The organism is Yersinia sp. 2553 StPb PI, from assembly GCF_052217105.1.
GTDB lineage: Bacteria > Pseudomonadota > Gammaproteobacteria > Enterobacterales > Enterobacteriaceae > Yersinia > Yersinia enterocolitica_E.
Window position 1 is genome coordinate 832,033 of the sequence record NZ_JAZGPX010000002.1, and the last position, 16,189, is coordinate 848,221.

The following is a 16,189-nucleotide window of genomic DNA, read 5'->3' on the forward strand; positions in this document are numbered from 1 at the left end:
GTTCAGAAAGAAGGCGGCAATAATTAATCCGATTAAATGGTCGCTAACTAGCGGCCATTTTTATTTCTTCCACACCTTAGGGTTATATTTTATAACCACTGGAAATCTGTTAGCGTAACGTAAATGGTTAAATTTATATCGTTGACCACGCAAGGGGCAGTTCTGTTTGTATAATAATGATGAAAACCCGAAACTATTGAAGTGGTAGCCAACGAACAAATCTCGTTGAACTGATCGACGCTCAGGGATTCGGGTGCCAGAGCAGCAACAATGCTGCGGCTTCAGGGAAGAAGGGTAACGACAGACTATGACGTACTTAGATAAGCATACCGGGGGCATAGAATGTCGATAGGGAAACGAAATCCGCAACGCGCATTAGCATTATACTGCGCTTTAATTTATAGCCTGATGCCGATATTTACAGCATCAGCCACGGCACCTGTCATGCCGTTAGACTCATCCTCAGCGCTGCCTATGAGTGGTACGACAATGTCGGTCGCACAAAGCCGCTCACAGTTATTATCAGTGCTGCCTAAAACGGTGACACCTTTCTATGCTTCTGAGTTGGCATTACTTTATGCCGCCAACCGTATGCAACCGATGTGGCAGGATAGAACTGCGGTGCAGCATTTTCAGCAGCAATTAGCTGAAGTGGCACTCTCCGGTCTCCAGCCGCAATTTATGCAGTGGGTAAAATGGCTGAGTGACCCTGACATTACCGGTCAAGCTCGCGATGTTATTTTGTCGGATGCCATGCTGGGATACTTGCACTTTATTTCAGGTGTTGGCGCTAACGGTAGTGTCTGGTTATACAGCAATGTGCCATACAAAATGGCGATGCCGCCGGTTACTATTTTAAATCGTTGGCAGCAAGCGGTGCATGAAGGGACCACCGCACCCTATCTGGCATCGCTGGCCCCCCAACATCCTCAATACGACAAAATGCATCAGGCATTGAAACTGATGCTGGCAGACCGCCAGCCATGGCCACAGATGTCTAATGGCCCCAGCCTGCGCCCAGGTCAGTTAAGTGACGATATTCCAGCGCTACGGGAAATCCTAGACAGAACGGGCATGCTACACCCCATTGCATCTGAACCGGCCAAAGTCCCAGAGGTTATCCCGGTGGATAATCCAGCAGTAGCCGTGGTCAATGATGATCTCTCGGTTGATGAAGAAAAGAGCCGTGCTCAGGCTCACAGTTTAGTGGTTAGCCCTTCAGCGGCACCCGTGGCCGACGTTCCTGTTACCGGTGGGGTTGTAGCGTCGCCATCAGCGCCGCTCACCACAACTATAACCGACAATGTTTATACGCCTGAGTTGGTGGAAGCCGTTAAACGTTTTCAACAGTGGCATGGGCTAAGTGATGATGGTGTTATTGGTGTCCGAACTCGTGAATGGTTGAATGTCTCACCACAAACGCGGGCAACATTATTGGCATTGAATATTCAGCGGTTGCGTATTTTACCGGGACACGTCGATAACGGCATTATGGTTAATATCCCAAACTATTCGCTTAATTATTATAAGAATGGTGCTGAGGTTCTCTCATCGCGGGTGATTGTTGGCCGTCCAAGCCGCAAGACACCGTTGATGAGCAGTGCGTTAAATAATGTGGTGGTCAATCCGCCGTGGAATGTACCAACGTCTCTGGTGCGCCAGGATATCGTACCCAAAGCACGCTATGACGCCGGCTATTTCCAGCGTCATGGTTATACCGTTCTGTCTGGTTGGAGTAATGAGGCTGAAGTTGTTGATCCATCGATGATCGATTGGAGCATGATTTCGCCTAATAACTTCCCGTACCGTCTGCGTCAGGCACCAGGTGCCAGCAATTCATTAGGGCGCTTCAAATTCAATATGCCAAGCTCTGATGCTATCTACTTACATGACACGCCGAACCATGGTCTGTTCCAGAAAGATATCCGTGCATTAAGTTCCGGCTGTGTCCGCGTCAATAAAGCCTCGGATCTGGCAAATATGTTATTGCAAGATGCTGGCTGGAATGATGCGCGGGTTTCCTCAACGTTAAAACAAGGCGATACCACCTACGTGAATATTCGCCAACGTGTCCCGGTGCAATTGTATTACCTGACAGCATGGGTAGCGGATGACGGTAGGCCACAATTTAGAACAGATATTTACAATTATGATAAGACGGTGAGATCCGGTGCACAAATCTCACCTCAGGCTGAACTTTTAATGCAATAAATGCAGTAAAACTCAATAACTAATGGTCTTAATATCGGGTTGTCGTAGGGGGCCCCAAATTGGGGTTCTCTATAACCGAACTTAAACGCACAGCGAGTGCGGGCCGAATGCGGGTTGACTGGTTTTCCGTAGGCGGTTATGGTTCGGGACGGCACATTTGGTTAGTGCTTTCTTTTGACATTCTTGCCGGGTATTAACAGAGATCATGGATAAAATTGATAATTATCGCCGTAAATGGCTAACGTTAGGCGGGGCAGCGCTGGGTATATCGCTGCTTCCAGGGCAGGCATTTGCCACCCTTTCTACTCCTCGCCCACGGATCTTGACCCTGAATAACCTCAATACAGGCGAGTCCATAAAAGCCGAATTTTTTGATGGTCGGGGCTATAACAAAGATGAACTTTCCCGCTTAAACCATCTCTTTCGCGATTATCGGGCCAATAAGGTAAAAACTATCGACCCACGCCTGTTTGATCAACTATACCGCCTGCAAGGGCTTCTTGGCACAACTAAACCGGTGCAGCTTATTTCCGGGTACCGCTCACTTGATACCAATAATGAACTGCGCGAACGCAGCCGTGGTGTGGCCAAACACAGTTTCCACACGCAAGGGCGGGCAATGGATTTTCATATTGAAGGTATTCAATTGAGTAATATCCGCAAAGCAGCATTAAAAATGCGTGCAGGTGGTGTAGGATATTACCCTCGCAGTAACTTTGTACATATTGATACTGGGCCGACAAGAACCTGGTAGCAGACATTTTTATGCCAATGCATTGAATCATACCTAACAGATTTCAAATTGTAGGGCGGTGGCAAGCAAGTGCCAAATCGGTCAGAGTGGGTTTGAATAGCACTTATGCCAGCCACAGGGCGAGCCTCAAAGTCCTGGCTCGCTAATCTCGATAAACTGATGCTATCAGTGATTCGGGTAAACGACCGCAGCCCATACAGATGTATGGTTGAAAGATGATAGGTATATTGCCAGTTGCATTTGGGGTGGAGTTTTATGAAATATCAAATTATTCCGGTGACGGCCTTTAGCCAGAACTGCACTTTAATCTGGTGTGAAGCCACAAAGCAGGCCGCATTGGTAGACCCTGGTGGTGATGCAGCCAAGATCATTGCTGAAGTTGCACGTCAGGGGGTAAAGGTCAGCCAGATTTTGTTGACTCACGGCCATCTGGATCATGTGGGTGCTGCTGCTGAGTTAGCCGCTCATTTTGATATCCCGATTTATGGCCCTGAAAAAGAAGATACGTTCTGGTTGGAAGGGCTACCGGCGCAGAGCAGAATGTTTGGTTTGAGCGAATGTGAAGCTTTTACCCCAACCCGTTGGTTGACCGAGGGTGACAAAATCACTGTTGGTGAAGTGGAGTTATCGGTATTGCATTGCCCTGGGCATACGCCAGGTCACATTGTCTTCATTGACCAACAGGGGCGTCTGGCACTGGTCGGTGATGTTATCTTTAACGGTGGTGTTGGGCGTAGTGATTTCCCACGCGGTGATCACCAACAACTGATTAACTCCATTCGGACTAAATTGTTGCCTTTAGGTGATGACATAACGTTTATTCCCGGTCATGGTCCAATGTCTACGTTAGGCCATGAACGGCAGACTAACCCGTTTATACGTGAAGAACCGGCTATTTGGTGATGTCGACATCATAAACAGCTAGAATTTCAAAGAAGGCACCGTCTGGTGTCTTTTGTTTTAATGTATCATTTTGAAATTAAAGGATTAATTTCTATCAATGTCCACGCATTGACCACATCGAATAAATCAGCCTCGCTTGCGGGGCTTTGTTTTGCCTGATGGTATGCGGGTAAAGTGTAGGAATTGTATTTTACTTGGTGGCCGTTCTGACTGTTTTTGTTGGTTTTTTGTCCGAGATCAAAGTGAGTTTTTCACCCGTTTTTACAGTATCAAAATTTCCCCTCAACTTTGCGCAATCCCTTGCGGCGTCTGGCTTGCCGCACAATTCTATTTATTTTCCTGAACGCTTTCCGTTTTTCATTTGATCGGACGTAAAATAAAAAACCCCTTTAAAATCATATCGTTGAATTTCTTAGATCATATCGAGATCATTCTCTTTACTGTAATTCACTGAAATATATATCACTCGTTACATCTTGCGATCCATGCGAGATCTTTAGGACTGGCGCGGCCTGGCGTGGGCGTTTGTAGAGTTACCAAACTGTAATAAGTTCGCCAAATATTTTGTGCAGGCGTGGTGGGCGTGTGCGTTTTACCTCCCCTTTCTTTTACGTGGCTGGATTTACCTCGTATGTTTCATGGGTGGCCCATGGCGCGATTATCTTGTTTGAATCTGAATCGAGAGATGCATTGAAGGATGTGTGTCGTGGTGTGGCTCTCAGCGCGTTATGTGCGATGTGTGCTGGCCTTGCGGTACGGGCAATGTGAAATATTCCTGTAATTCTTACGGGGATATTACGTAATTTTATTACTGTTCGGGGGATGTTGGGAGCACTGAAGCACAGACGGTTATGTCTGTGCTCTATGGAGGTTAGGCAATGAAGGGGCCGTACTTGGTAGTAAGGGCTTGAGTGCGGTTGGCTGTGGCGGTGAAATCGCCGGCATTCAGTGGCCCACCGGTGTTGATGTGGGTATGGCTAGCGGTCTGCTGTGCCAGGGTTTGGATCACGTCCAGCGTATCAGTAAGCAACGTCAGCACGTTGATATCATCGGTACCCAGGCGCACGGAGGGTGCGATAAGTTCCTGCGCGGCGGCAACACTGCGACGAATGCCTGCGATTTTCTCCGTAAGCGCACCGCCAACGTCGGTCGTTTGGTTCTGGCCAACCTTAATGTTTTGGCTCTGGCCAACATCGTCATTTTTGTCTTTGCCGACTTTGGTCACCATGTTTGCCGATGTGCCTATCGAATAATCACCCTCAGCAAGTTGCACCACCTGGCCGGCTATCAGGGTTTTAGTTCCCAGTACCGTGGTGCTGTCGTTGGCTTTTACCGTGGTGTTGCGGGTCGTAGTGGTGCGGCTTTCCTCGTCACTGGTCACGCTGCGCCGGCTGCTGGTTTCTTCTATCGCCTGGTCGGTATCACGCTGCCAACTGCCGTCAACCGTCACGCGCTGACTGACGCCGGCGCGCTGCTGTTGCAACTGTTCGCCCGGCTTGACTGCGGGCAGTGATAACCCCTCAGACAGTATTTGCCGGATCATCGGCTTATCTGGCCGGCCATCTGCAAAACCAATTTCGACAAGTGTTCCCTCTGGCGGGAACTGGAACATACCGCCCTCGCTGCCAGCCATCGGAATGGGAAGCGGTACCGCGTTATATTCCTGCGCGCCGGCGGCGGCGTTGCCGTTCTCGTCCAGCAATTGAACATTGACCGCATAACGTGGCCGGAAGGGGTCGGACGGGTCGCCCAACTCGGCGGCATCGGTCGGACTCATTACCCGCGCGCGGCGGGGCAAATGTAAACCCGCCCCCAATTCTGGATAAAGCTTTTCAATCTGGCGCTGTTCCGGGGATTTCTGCGCCGGCTGGCCCTGGGCGTTTAGTGGCGTCCAGTTCAATGTCATGGTGTCGTCACTTACATCCACCCTGGTGATGCGCCGGCCATTAACAATCACACCCGGACGGATTGCCGGGATAAGTGGCAATGTCAGGCTATTCCCGCCGCCGCCGCCCTGGGCGAATTCCTGTGGAACATCGACCGGCGTTTGTGCAAAACGGGAATTAGCATAACTGCCGACATAGACCGTGCCATCGGGCAACTGATACCAGACAAAATCCGGGATACTGAACGCGCGCCCCAGGTTAAGTAAAAGCTGGTTACCGCTGCCATTATGCTGAAAATGGGGGATCGGGGTGTCGGTGTAAGCGGTGTTTTCTGGTAACACAAAACGCATGTTGGTGGATTTACCGACCGCGTCGGTAACATCGCGCAAAGTCGGGTGTTGCAATGAACACGGCCAAGAACGTTCGAACACGCCGACCAGCTCCCGCACCATTAACCGCTGCGCGCCATTTTCAGCCGGCGCGCTACGCTCCACAAACCCGGTTAGCCAGCGGAATATCGAGGCGTTATTGCCCAAATCCAGCCGCACCAATTTACCGTTACAATCTTGGTCAGTTAGCGCAGTAACAAACCCCAGGCCGCACCCATTAAGTGAGAGCGAAAGATTTAAGTTATTAGCGGGGATAACATCATCGCCAATACGCAACGTGACAACGGATTTCATGCGCTACCCCCTGCCGGGCCTATGGTGTTATCAATTTTTTGCAGAACACTTTCAAACCATGAGCGGCTTTCCGCTGTCTCGCCCTCTGACGCGGTCGCGGTACCGCCTGCGGTCTGGATAGTGGCATTTTTCCCGCCTTTGCTAGCTTGTTGGGCCTTACGTTCGGCCACACTGGAAAACTCAGTCAGGGTAAAATTAACCAGCCAGGCCATCGCATTTGTTTGTTCGGCGGCATCCACGCCACTGGTAAAGGTGGCTTCCCGGAACTTCACCGCCTGGGCCAGGGAGTGCGCGACACGATAGCGCTTCTTACTGCCATCTGCGTTCTTGGCTTCGGCCAGGCTATAAATACGCGTCAACATAGCGGCATCCGTATATCGGATTAACCCGGATACCCGCAACTCTTTGCCTTTGGTGCCTTGCTCTGATTTGTTGGTACTGCTGGCCTGGCCGCTCTGGTCTTTGTCCTGTATGGGCATCGTCAGCGTAACCAGAATGTTTTTTAATAGAATCGCCTCGCCATCGAGCGCCAGCATCACAATATCAGCCATGATTTACCACCATTGCACGCAGTGGGGCCAAATCCGCGCCCACAAACAGTAACGCCAGGCTAAAAATGGCCTGGCTGTCGGGAATGTCTTTTTTCATCTCAGCGATAGCCGTTTGCGTGTTGCCCTCCACTGAAAACGCCCAAATTGGCACACTCGCCCCTTGTAATTGTTCCAGGCGATTTTTTGCATCGGTCAGCAATGCGGCGCGCTGTTGTTTGAATGCCGCCAGGGCTGTACCGATAGCCTCGCTACTGCTGCCGGCGGCGGTATCGCTGATCGCTTTTTGCAAGGCTTGCGCACCGGATGCCATGCGCGTGGTTGCAACGGATAGCGGCGCACTGGCTGGCAAACCACCCGGACGCGCGGGAATTTGCATTTTGCTGACATCTAAACTCAAGGCGGCTTTGGCCCGGCGCTGAACCTGAGTCAATGCCGGTATCGGAAACACCTCGGCGGCGGTGGTCAACAGGGTAATAAACTGGCCCAGGGATGTGGCGGTAATAAGAAATACCACCACATCCTGTTCGCTGTCTGCGCCGGCCAACCGGCTGGCGAGTGTATCAATCGCATTGGCCGGACTCAGAAACGAGCCTGATTTTTCTGTTTGACCAACGCCAAACGCCCAGGGATGAACGGCCACGGTTGAGCAATTGACCGGGGCCAAATTGGCCGGGATGCGTAACACGGATTTATGCCACATTATTTATTTTCCGGCCAAATAATATCGGGTGCGGTTGATACATCTAATTGCTTAAGCGCAATGATGTATTTTTTCAGTTTGATTAAACGTGCCGTATCCTCATCATCAATAATCTCCAGCATAAAGTCAGTTTGCAGCGCTGTAAGCTCGTCCTGAACTGACCAAATTCTGTGGCTGCGCTCTCTTTCGGCTTCGGCAACATGCATTTCTTGCAACCAAACGGGGTTTACCACGATGGCCTTCTGTTTTTTATTGAACTGCCAGGCTTCAATAAATCGCTGGTCTGGCAGATCCTCTCGCAAAATTTTTAGCCAAGGGCCATCATGGGTGAAGGCATCTAAATACTTTTGCGCGGCGAAATTAACCACTGTCATACCGCGACCGCTGTCGTTTTCAAACACCACAACATAGATATTGTCGTAAGCGTCGTTATCTGGCATTTCTTGATTAATAAATTGCTCCATCACTTACTCCTTATGGGCCAACGACGATGACATAAAACTCAGGCCAATCAATCCAGTTGTACTGTGTGCCGCTGTCATTTGCGTTTTGGATGCTGAATGAGTTAGGGCTTCTATTCCAAATATTGGCGGAGTGAGCACTTATCGCGCCGTTTTGTGAGCCGCCGTTAATCCCGACTGTTACGGCATATGCGCCGTTTGACGTTGACATTGTGAAGTTATAGCCGCCAACGTTGGTACGGTTTATTGCTGAAAAACCGAAGCTGCTGACTATTGTTCCGTTCCCTTGCACCGCCGCCCACGCCCTTACTCTATGACCTATATATGTGGATAAGTAACCACCCCACACCGAGCCGTAAATGTTCCCATCTGGAGCCAGCCATGCAGTACCGTTGCCAGAGCGTACAGAGTTGCCAGCGGTAAATAACGCCGGAACTGATACATCACGAGTGGTTCTATTGATTTGAAGAGAAACGCCCACTCCCTCCGTAACCACGCGAAAACCCCCTGCTGAGTCAATATCAATAAAGGCGGCCTTGGTATCAGCTTTATCATATAAATCAATTTGCCCGCCCTCAGCACTGTTCGGCATCGGGTGGACTTCAAGATTCTTTACGCCAAGGTTTCCGGGTAACTGAATATTGGTGTTTTTAATGCTGATGGCGTCCACTATCCGACTATCGTCACCCGCTGCCGCAGTGCCGGCCGTTTTACCGATATCAACTAGCGCCGCGCCTTTCAGCGCCAGACTTTGCCGAAACAGTACCGGGTTAGGAATATCCGCGCCGTTCCGCTCTTTGGCTAACCGCGCGTTGGCATTATCCATCGCTATTTTGGCCGCTTTTGATGTTGCGGCCAGCGTTTCGCTGTCGCTATCGGTGGCGCTGCTCATCTGAACAAACCCTTTTTCCGTTAGCGTGCCGTCCGGGTGATTACGTGATTTCTCATGCCTGGATAGTGCGTCACTGGATTCTTGCTCGGTCATCGAACCCTTAGGGCGCAAGTCGGTAATTTTTCCGGCTGCGTCTATGCTGGCAACCGCAAACACATAGTGCATAAAGCCTGATTGGCTATAATTTTCCAGCGTCGGCGCGACGGTAATTTTAATGACCGCTTCCCATTGGCTGGTAATGTTGCCCTGCAAACTGACGTCAGCCCAAACCTTGGTCGTGGTGGCGGGTACCGTAATATTGCGATTTGCGGGTAGGTCGGCTCGAATGCCGCCGATATAACCCGTACCCTTGGTCACAAAGAATTGTGCGCCTGTCTTGGCAACCAGATAACCCGTGTTAAAAAATGCGCCAGCCCCATAGTTATCAACGTTAATTAACCGCTGCATTTCATCAATGCCGGTCAATCGGGCGGTGAAATCAATTTGCCAGGTTTCCGCCGGTGTAGTGATGCCGGTTGCGGTCGCCGCGCCGTTGTATTCCATCAAAAATGAACGGGTCAAGACGTTACCTTGCTGGCCGGCTACGTTAGCAACTTTGCGCTGGGTCGGTGCGTGAACAATCATCGCCACCGTACCGCTGGCCTTATTGACCAGCCCGATCCAGTTGAAATCAAAGTCACCCAATTCAGTACCCATAGTGACGGAATAAACCACCGCATTATCATTGACCAGGCCAATTTTATTCACCGCTTGGCGGTGAACGATTTGCGCCACTGGCGGCAATGTTTCGGCGCGGTTAATGGGGACGGTATGATCCAGACCTGGCACATAGGCCAAGACAAATTCATCCAGCACCACGGTTTTACCCGCTGCGGCTTCCTGGGCTTTCCATTGTTCGAAAGCAAAAGTAATAGCAGTTTGTGACATTAGTTTTTCTCCATCAGCGACGCGCCAAAGGCGGCGGTTGTTGTCACTTCATTTGATACGGTGCTGGCGCTGTAACAGATATATTCACAACCCACATGGCCGGCGCGGATATACATATCAACAGGGGTGATTATTTCGTACTGATAACGGCGGCAGGTGCGGCCATACTGGCGAATGATATTCATCAGTAATTCACTGTTTTCAGCCACTTGGCTATCAGTGACACGCACCGTTATGACATCCCAATCAATATCGGGCTGGCGCTCTAACAGTTCGACATAGCCCACGCCCAGGCGGGCGAATATCGCAATAAACCCGGACACAGATCCCGCGTCTTTGGCATTGATAAAGGCAAAATGTACCCGCTTACGAAAGAGGGGGAGCGGTTCGCCAGGGAATCGGGTCACATCCCGCTGATACGCCAGCAGATTGAGTAACGGCACGACGCAGGTTAACGGGTCTGCCTGGTTAAGCGGCCACTTGATCCAGGTGTAAACCTTTTGCCAAAAGGCCAGGCAGGCGCGCATTAATTTGACCGGCTCGCCTTTGTTCAGCCATACCGGCAAGGTAAATGCGGGTAGCTTATCCATTGGCTTTCTCCAGCGTCAGAACGCCCAGGCGTGGCACAAATAACCCACTGATAATGTCACCCCGCGAAAAAGTCAGCGATTCGATTTCAGCAAAGTGATCGTGCAATTCTTCCCCCAGGCGGGACATAGAAAAGCGGCTGTGCGGCCAGGTCTTTTGCACGGTGTAATCGGTGTTTTCCCGGAATGCACAGCCAATCAGATTGCGGATATTTGCCAGCAAGGCGTCGCTTTGCTCATCGTCTAAATTGCTGCTATCGAAAAAGTGAAGCGTCACGGTCAAGTTATGAATTTCTTCTGGCAACGGTAGACACAGCACATCGTCGCCGTGGCCGTGGTTGCCCTGGCTCATCACATAATCATTTACTGTGTCGATAAACGGCTGGCTGGCGATGCCGGAATCCAGCAATAAATAGACGTTGGCCGTTCCCGGCCCGCGCGGAGCATCGTGTAGGAAAAAAATTCGGTCAGTGGTCAGGCCGGCAATGCCTGCAATCAACCCACGGTAAACCGCATCGATATGATACTGGCCCGGCAAATTAAACTGATTGCGCACCCGGTCACGCAAATCGTCGTCCAGCTCCTTATCAGCCCCCGGCGCGATTAACCAATTATCCTCGTTTACCGCACTGGCGATGCCATTGACCGCGACCGGTAGAATACGGAAATAGCCGGGTGCCAGGTTGTGGCCGCTGCCGGCTGATTCAGCATTGACCGCAATCAACGCCCCGGTTACACCAGCAGGTATAACGGTATCGGCCAATGTCATTAATTTATAAACGGTGCCGTTAATGCGTTCGGTCTGGATCACAGTGCCGGCGGGTACGGTAATTTCAGCGCTAACGCTATCTTTGGTAAAGCGGATTACGCCCTGGGCAAGGCTGGCATCTTTGCGGGACAAATTGACCGCCCAGGCAAACAGATCAACAAATTGCCCGCTGGCAGTTGCCAGGAACATATTTGCCATCACTGTATTTACCAGGGCATCAATCAGCCACATCACCGGCGCTGTAACAATCGCCTTGATAAGCCGCCAGAACGGCGACATATTCGAGGTGTTGGTGACCAAATTTTCATCAGCCGCGACCTTTGCGAATTCCGCTTGTACCTGGCTTTCAGTCGTCGGCATGCCCTGATCGGCAAGAATGGCCTTATAGTCAGGATTAGGGCGATTATTCATAATAAGTCTCGCAGTGACAGTGGGCCGAAATCGTAGGTATCAGCGGTAATAAAATAATGCCCCTGGTCATCATCGGTAATCAGTACGGTACCCGGCACAATGCGGGTATCGGTTTCGGTCAACAGTTCCATTTGCAACAAGATATCGGTGCGCAATACCGGGCTACGCTCGGCAATCAGCAACTTAACCAGGCCGGACTCAATAATCCGATGTACGCAGTCCTGCGCAATGCTGATGCGGTTATCGCACAACAGCGGTTCATTACCGGATGAAAGCGTAAAATCACCGTCAGTGATTAGCAGGTCGATGTACAGTTGTTCACTCATCCGGCGGCAAGCTCCCTTGATTCCATGATGCTATCCAGCGTGGCCCCGTTCGGCGGGTAAATATTCACTTCGCCGATGGTGTTACCGGTGCGCACGGTACTGCTCTGGTTGCTGTTATTGGTGGTCAGGGTTTTGGCTATCCCGCCCTTGTTCATCGCCGGGCTGACCAAACCCGCCGGCGCGGGGAGGGTGGTTGCTGGCGCGGCTGCGCCTCCCTCACTCTGGCCGATAGGCTTAAGGTCGATATTCACGCCGGGGATTTTATTGAGCTTGCTGACAATCCAGTTGTAGGTCGCGCCGAAAGACTCCGTCAGGTAATCCCACAGACCGCTAAACACATTGCCGATAGCGTCAACAAAACCGTTAAAGGCTTCTACAGGTGACAGACCAGCAAAGAACCCAACCACCATTTCCCAGCCCAGGGTAATCGAGGACCATACACCGGCGAACATCTCCCCGACCTGGCCGGCAATCTGCATAACCCACTGGAATGCGGCGCTGTCCAACAGTGCGGCTTTAAGCTGATCCCAATGGGAAATCACATACCAAACACCCGCCGCCAGCGCGACAAGGCCAGCAATAATTAAGGTGATCGGGCTGGTCAATAACTGCATCCCAACGCCGGCTAACATAGTGGCGATACCGTAGGCGCGCATGGCAACCGTGCTGCTTATCAACATCATGCGAGTAGCAATGAGCGCGACGCGCAAGAATTTTAGTGCGCCGTTATAAATGACCGTGACAAAGGTCGCTAGCTGAATGGCGCGGGCCTTGAGGTTAATCGCCCACATCAGCCCGCGAACGGCGGCGGTTGTCAGCTTGATTATCCCCGTCCAGCCCATCATGATAAATTTCGATACCCCCATCACGACATTGGCGATTGCGCCGGCTGCAGCCATTCCCAGCGTTGCCAGTGCGAGGTAACCAATCCAGCGCGCAATGTTGGGAAACATTTCCAGCCACTTACCGAATTGCGTACCGGCGTTGATGGCGTAATCAGCCAGGGGGGATATGGCGGGGATAAGCTGCATACCCACGGCAATTCGAATACGCTTCCACACCTGATCAACACGTTCCCACATGTCGGCCATTTTTTTAGCCATTTCTATGGCTCTCTCTAAACCCTGAGTGTTCCCCATATCGCGCATATGTTTACGCAACTTATCCGCCTGGCCCCAGGTGGCGGTCAATGCCTGCGCACCCTCGCCAAAGGCTTTATTTAATACGGCTTGCGCCTTAACGTTGCCCTCAATGGTGTTACCGAATTTCGCCTGAAGTTTTTGCAGAATGTCAGGGAATTCCAACATCTGGCCTTGTGCGTCAGTAAAGCTCAGGCCCAACTGTTTACCGCCCTCAATGGCGCTTTTCAGGAATGCGTCGTAAATCCCGCCGGCCTCGGTGCCTTTGGTCTGCTTGAGCATCCCCAGGACGGCGAGTTGTTCGTCCATGCCTGCGCCCATCTGGGTACCGGTTCCCTTGCTGGACTTGACCATTTCGCGGATTTCGTCAAGGTTTGCGCCAAAATTCTGCACCATGTACGCACCTTTTGACGCCATCATTTCGGCAAATGGGATATTGCCCATTTCGCTTGCCGTGGTGCGGAAGTTATTTGCCATGTCAGCCATGTAATTAGCGGCCCCCTCGGCGCTGCCTTTGGTCGCTATGGCAAGGGTGTTTATGGCGGTGGTGTAGCGTGGTAACTCATTGTCGGTAATGCCGGCAATGGTACTTTTGATGATGGTTGCTGAGCTGATAAAGTCGGCGGCATTCTTGCCGTAAGCGGTGCTAAATGTCTGCGCAGCCTTAAACATTTTGTCTAAGGCTTGCGTACTGACATTACGTGTAGACAACTCATCTAATGTTTTCTGAACCTCATGAGCGGGGGCAAGCAAGCCTTTGAGGCCTTGAGCAACGCCCCACAACCCCATAGCCCCGACCGCAATTTGTTTAAAGGCCCGTTGTGACTGTTTGGCGAACTGTTCGACAGACTGTTGCGCCTTGCCGAGCGGTGCGCTCAGATTATTTTTAAGACTCAACAGAAAAGACAGTTCTTTCATGATTATCCCTATTCACCGTTAAAGGCTTTGCATATACCTGCGGTGGTGCCGTTAATGGCGCTTTCGTGGAAGTATTCCGCCAGCCAGGCCGCGCGCGCCAGGCTCATAACGTCATCACCTTCGCTGGGAAGGTAATGACGTCGGAGCGTCATATATTGTTCAAGCGGGTTATTCTTAATCGCTTGAATGAGCGCGGTTATTCCTTTACTTCGATTTCTGCATCTGGTGCGTAAATCTCATTCACTTTCTTAGTGATTTGTGCCGCCAGTCCGGGGAGTTTCATTAGCTCGGCCAGATTGTCGCGGGATTCCGGTACAACAATGCGCTTCAGATAGGTACTGACAGCACCGACGATATTTTCATCCCGCGCCGACTCATTCAGGCACTTGTTATACGCGACCAGGGTCGGGGCAAATTGCACATCCATACCTTTTACGGTCAGGGTGATTAACTCTTTATTTTCTTTGCTCATTTCTTTAATTCCTTTCGTAAGTGAATTTCGGCGATTAACTGGTTGTGCCGTGCGGCGCAATCCGGGTACATCTGCGCATATTGCTGCAATGTGTTGCTAAAATCGGTGCCAGTATTACCGGCCAGGCGTGGCAGCGTTACCGGGCAAGGGGTCAACAAGTTTTCCTGATAAGGTACGTTCGGCACGTTCCGCGCTGGCGTTGAACAACCGGACATACTCATCAGTAGCGCAAACAGTGCTAAATACCGGTTTAATAATCTCAGTCCTGATAAGTCGCTCGGTGTGCACTTCATTAGCCCTTAGCTCCGTTAATTTGTTCTCAAGCTGGCGCGCCGAGGTGCCGGCGATATCCTCCACTTGTAAGCGGTTGGCTGCGGCTACCTGGCTAATTGCCAGTTCGATTTTTGCCTGGCGGTCGCCGTGCATCGTCCAGCCCAGCCACCAGGCTGCAATTAATAGCAGTACCGCCGGCAGCAGTTCGCGCATCACTTCACCCCGTTATGTTCCAGGCTAAAATGGTTGCCGTCTTTGAAGCGCCCGCCCCAAGCCCCGCCGATGGATTCCCAATATTCCCCCAGGGGCTTATAGGCTTCGCTTTTGTCCTGGTATTGGCCGTTAATAAACAGATTGAAATCCACAGCCAGGCGTTGCGTGTGCAGGCTATTGGTAATGCCTTTGCCCGACTTGGCGTTTAGCGCGGCCTGTTCCGGGGTGCGGTAGGCTTCGCCAAAGGTTAGGCGATAACCTCGCTCATCAGCCCAATAAATTAATTGGGCGATCATTAAAGTAAATACCGCCTGTTTTTCGCTTAATGTCATGATTCACTTCCTTTTTTTAGTCGTCCCAAGTAGCGGGTAAGTAACCGGGTCAGGGCTAACTCGATCACACTTGAACCGATAATTCCCAGGGCAGCAGCGACACCTATCAACGCCAGAATGTGAATATCTGGAAAATGAATCAGCGCCATACCTGCCAGCAATGAAGTGCCTGAACCTAATATTGTTCGGCCCACAATCAGGCGCAGGGTGATCGCCTCGTTACCCACCAAAACCTTGGCGAGTGAAATAAAAGCGCCAATCCCGCCCAGCATCAGCACAATGCGAATAAATGATGTTTCTCCGTTTGGCATATGCATCACTCACCCGATCAAGTCGCGGACGTCGTCGCTAGATAAAATCGGCGTGCCGTCAATGTGGATAAAGTCCGGGCTGGTCACGATGTACTTAAATTTATGCGTGGCCGTCTCACCGCCTTTCGGGTCAAAACCTAACGGGCTGGTGATAATCAGCTTGCAACCGAATACCTCGACCGTTAACTCTTCATCGCCAGTGTTGGCATAAAACAAAATGTCGGTAGTTGGCATGTTGCGGTAACTGCCAGCGGATTTAGCGGCAGCACTGAGTTTTTTAAAGTTCTTGGTATCAACTTCCATCTCCCCCTCAGCAGACACATCACCCGCCACATAACCATCAGGAACACCGCGTGATTGTGTGGGGGCAGTGTTATCGGTGATATCCACTGAAACGGTTTTGACATGGATAATTTGCGTACCCAGGGTAATGTCGATTGAGTTACCGCCAATGCGTGCAGTCGTCATGA

At 51.1% G+C, this 16,189-nt stretch carries 19 protein-coding genes; 4 read left to right on the top strand and 15 right to left on the bottom strand.

Annotation, left to right across the window (positions count from 1 at the left end; translation table 11 throughout):
• Positions 1-342: 342 nt before the first annotated feature.
• From ldtD to V2A84_RS05000, 4 genes are all read left to right on the top strand, one after another.
• On the top strand, positions 343-2,211 hold the full coding sequence (ldtD, locus tag V2A84_RS04985) for a L,D-transpeptidase (protein ID WP_083158448.1): 1,869 nt from the start codon (positions 343-345) through the stop codon (positions 2,209-2,211).
• A 205-nt stretch (positions 2,212-2,416) separates the two neighbouring features.
• Entirely contained in the window at positions 2,417-2,965 is a 549-nt protein-coding gene (locus V2A84_RS04990) for a YcbK family protein (RefSeq protein WP_083158449.1), read from the top strand.
• Between the two features lie 255 nt (positions 2,966-3,220).
• Positions 3,221-3,868 carry an MBL fold metallo-hydrolase gene (locus tag V2A84_RS04995; protein WP_083158450.1) on the top strand — a complete coding sequence of 216 codons (648 nt, stop codon included), beginning with the start codon at positions 3,221-3,223 and terminating at the stop codon, positions 3,866-3,868.
• A gap of 585 nt (positions 3,869-4,453) precedes the next feature.
• A complete protein-coding gene (locus V2A84_RS05000) occupies positions 4,454-4,636 on the top strand; it encodes a hypothetical protein (RefSeq protein WP_420072992.1) in 183 nt (60 codons plus the stop codon).
• A gap of 103 nt (positions 4,637-4,739) precedes the next feature.
• On the opposite strand, the gene V2A84_RS05005 is transcribed toward V2A84_RS05000, so the two are convergent.
• The 15 genes from V2A84_RS05005 to V2A84_RS05075 all read right to left on the bottom strand — a co-directional run bounded on the left by V2A84_RS05005 (position 4,740) and on the right by V2A84_RS05075 (position 16,187).
• Positions 4,740-6,437, bottom strand: coding sequence for a hypothetical protein (locus V2A84_RS05005; RefSeq protein WP_420072991.1), 1,698 nt, complete (start codon positions 6,435-6,437; stop codon positions 4,740-4,742).
• A complete protein-coding gene (locus tag V2A84_RS05010; protein WP_050132632.1) occupies positions 6,434-6,988 on the bottom strand; it encodes a baseplate complex protein in 555 nt (184 codons plus the stop codon). Before V2A84_RS05010 ends, V2A84_RS05005 begins: the two co-directional genes overlap by 4 nt.
• The gene (locus V2A84_RS05015) at positions 6,981-7,688 is read right to left on the bottom strand and encodes a hypothetical protein (protein ID WP_442848635.1); all 708 of its coding nucleotides are present in this window, start codon (positions 7,686-7,688) and stop codon (positions 6,981-6,983) included. The genes V2A84_RS05010 and V2A84_RS05015 overlap by 8 nt, the downstream gene beginning before the upstream one ends.
• Complete coding sequence (locus tag V2A84_RS05020; protein WP_420072989.1) at positions 7,688-8,152, bottom strand: tail fiber assembly protein; 465 nt, start codon at positions 8,150-8,152, stop codon at positions 7,688-7,690. Before V2A84_RS05020 ends, V2A84_RS05015 begins: the two co-directional genes overlap by 1 nt.
• A 10-nt stretch (positions 8,153-8,162) precedes the next feature.
• On the bottom strand, positions 8,163-9,968 hold the full coding sequence (locus V2A84_RS05025; protein ID WP_420072988.1) for a phage tail-collar fiber domain-containing protein: 1,806 nt from the start codon (positions 9,966-9,968) through the stop codon (positions 8,163-8,165).
• Positions 9,968-10,558, bottom strand: a complete 591-nt coding sequence (locus tag V2A84_RS05030; protein WP_050917216.1) for a hypothetical protein — start codon at positions 10,556-10,558, stop codon at positions 9,968-9,970. The genes V2A84_RS05025 and V2A84_RS05030 overlap by 1 nt, the downstream gene beginning before the upstream one ends.
• Complete coding sequence (locus V2A84_RS05035) at positions 10,551-11,735, bottom strand: baseplate J/gp47 family protein (RefSeq protein ID WP_420072987.1); 1,185 nt, start codon at positions 11,733-11,735, stop codon at positions 10,551-10,553. Before V2A84_RS05035 ends, V2A84_RS05030 begins: the two co-directional genes overlap by 8 nt.
• Positions 11,732-12,061 (bottom strand): DUF2590 family protein, encoded by a 330-nt coding sequence (locus V2A84_RS05040; protein WP_050917218.1) that lies wholly within the window; start codon positions 12,059-12,061, stop codon positions 11,732-11,734. Before V2A84_RS05040 ends, V2A84_RS05035 begins: the two co-directional genes overlap by 4 nt.
• Positions 12,058-14,118 carry a phage tail tape measure protein gene (locus V2A84_RS05045; RefSeq protein ID WP_420072986.1) on the bottom strand — a complete coding sequence of 687 codons (2,061 nt, stop codon included), beginning with the start codon at positions 14,116-14,118 and terminating at the stop codon, positions 12,058-12,060. The genes V2A84_RS05040 and V2A84_RS05045 overlap by 4 nt, the downstream gene beginning before the upstream one ends.
• Before the next feature lie 8 nt (positions 14,119-14,126).
• Positions 14,127-14,270: a DUF6890 family protein gene (locus tag V2A84_RS05050; RefSeq protein ID WP_167335165.1), complete on the bottom strand. Its 144-nt coding sequence runs from the start codon at positions 14,268-14,270 to the stop codon at positions 14,127-14,129.
• Positions 14,271-14,314: 44 nt separating this feature from the next.
• Positions 14,315-14,590, bottom strand: a complete 276-nt coding sequence (locus V2A84_RS05055) for a putative phage tail assembly chaperone (protein WP_088130346.1) — start codon at positions 14,588-14,590, stop codon at positions 14,315-14,317.
• A gap of 114 nt (positions 14,591-14,704) precedes the next feature.
• A complete protein-coding gene (locus tag V2A84_RS05060) occupies positions 14,705-15,076 on the bottom strand; it encodes a hypothetical protein (RefSeq protein ID WP_372568513.1) in 372 nt (123 codons plus the stop codon).
• Entirely contained in the window at positions 15,076-15,408 is a 333-nt protein-coding gene (locus V2A84_RS05065; protein WP_420072985.1) for a M15 family metallopeptidase, read from the bottom strand. Before V2A84_RS05065 ends, V2A84_RS05060 begins: the two co-directional genes overlap by 1 nt.
• The gene (locus V2A84_RS05070) at positions 15,405-15,719 is read right to left on the bottom strand and encodes a holin (protein WP_050149123.1); all 315 of its coding nucleotides are present in this window, start codon (positions 15,717-15,719) and stop codon (positions 15,405-15,407) included. Before V2A84_RS05070 ends, V2A84_RS05065 begins: the two co-directional genes overlap by 4 nt.
• Positions 15,720-15,728: 9 nt before the next feature.
• Complete coding sequence (locus V2A84_RS05075; protein WP_420072984.1) at positions 15,729-16,187, bottom strand: phage protein; 459 nt, start codon at positions 16,185-16,187, stop codon at positions 15,729-15,731.
• Positions 16,188-16,189 lie beyond the last annotated feature (2 nt).

Bases quoted from the DNA above. Each gene is read 5' to 3' on its own strand.
- V2A84_RS05040 (WP_050917218.1), bottom strand. From the start codon at position 12,061: ATGAGTGAACAACTGTACATCGACCTGCTAATCACTGACGGTGATTTT.
- V2A84_RS05055 (WP_088130346.1), bottom strand. From the start codon at position 14,590: ATGAGCAAAGAAAATAAAGAGTTAATCACCCTGACCGTAAAAGGTATG.
- V2A84_RS05075 (WP_420072984.1), bottom strand. From the start codon at position 16,187: ATGACGACTGCACGCATTGGCGGTAACTCAATCGACATTACCCTGGGT.
- V2A84_RS05025 (WP_420072988.1), bottom strand. From the start codon at position 9,968: ATGTCACAAACTGCTATTACTTTTGCTTTCGAACAATGGAAAGCCCAG.
- V2A84_RS05005 (WP_420072991.1), bottom strand. From the start codon at position 6,437: ATGAAATCCGTTGTCACGTTGCGTATTGGCGATGATGTTATCCCCGCT.
- V2A84_RS04995 (WP_083158450.1), top strand. From the start codon at position 3,221: ATGAAATATCAAATTATTCCGGTGACGGCCTTTAGCCAGAACTGCACT.
- V2A84_RS05020 (WP_420072989.1), bottom strand. From the start codon at position 8,152: ATGGAGCAATTTATTAATCAAGAAATGCCAGATAACGACGCTTACGAC.
- V2A84_RS05065 (WP_420072985.1), bottom strand. From the start codon at position 15,408: ATGACATTAAGCGAAAAACAGGCGGTATTTACTTTAATGATCGCCCAA.
- V2A84_RS05010 (WP_050132632.1), bottom strand. From the start codon at position 6,988: ATGGCTGATATTGTGATGCTGGCGCTCGATGGCGAGGCGATTCTATTA.
- V2A84_RS05015 (WP_442848635.1), bottom strand. From the start codon at position 7,688: ATGTGGCATAAATCCGTGTTACGCATCCCGGCCAATTTGGCCCCGGTC.
- ldtD (WP_083158448.1), top strand. From the start codon at position 343: ATGTCGATAGGGAAACGAAATCCGCAACGCGCATTAGCATTATACTGC.
- V2A84_RS05045 (WP_420072986.1), bottom strand. From the start codon at position 14,118: ATGAAAGAACTGTCTTTTCTGTTGAGTCTTAAAAATAATCTGAGCGCA.
- V2A84_RS05035 (WP_420072987.1), bottom strand. From the start codon at position 11,735: ATGAATAATCGCCCTAATCCTGACTATAAGGCCATTCTTGCCGATCAG.
- V2A84_RS05060 (WP_372568513.1), bottom strand. From the start codon at position 15,076: ATGCGCGAACTGCTGCCGGCGGTACTGCTATTAATTGCAGCCTGGTGG.
- V2A84_RS05030 (WP_050917216.1), bottom strand. From the start codon at position 10,558: ATGGATAAGCTACCCGCATTTACCTTGCCGGTATGGCTGAACAAAGGC.
- V2A84_RS05070 (WP_050149123.1), bottom strand. From the start codon at position 15,719: ATGCCAAACGGAGAAACATCATTTATTCGCATTGTGCTGATGCTGGGC.
- V2A84_RS05050 (WP_167335165.1), bottom strand. From the start codon at position 14,270: ATGACGCTCCGACGTCATTACCTTCCCAGCGAAGGTGATGACGTTATG.
- V2A84_RS04990 (WP_083158449.1), top strand. From the start codon at position 2,417: ATGGATAAAATTGATAATTATCGCCGTAAATGGCTAACGTTAGGCGGG.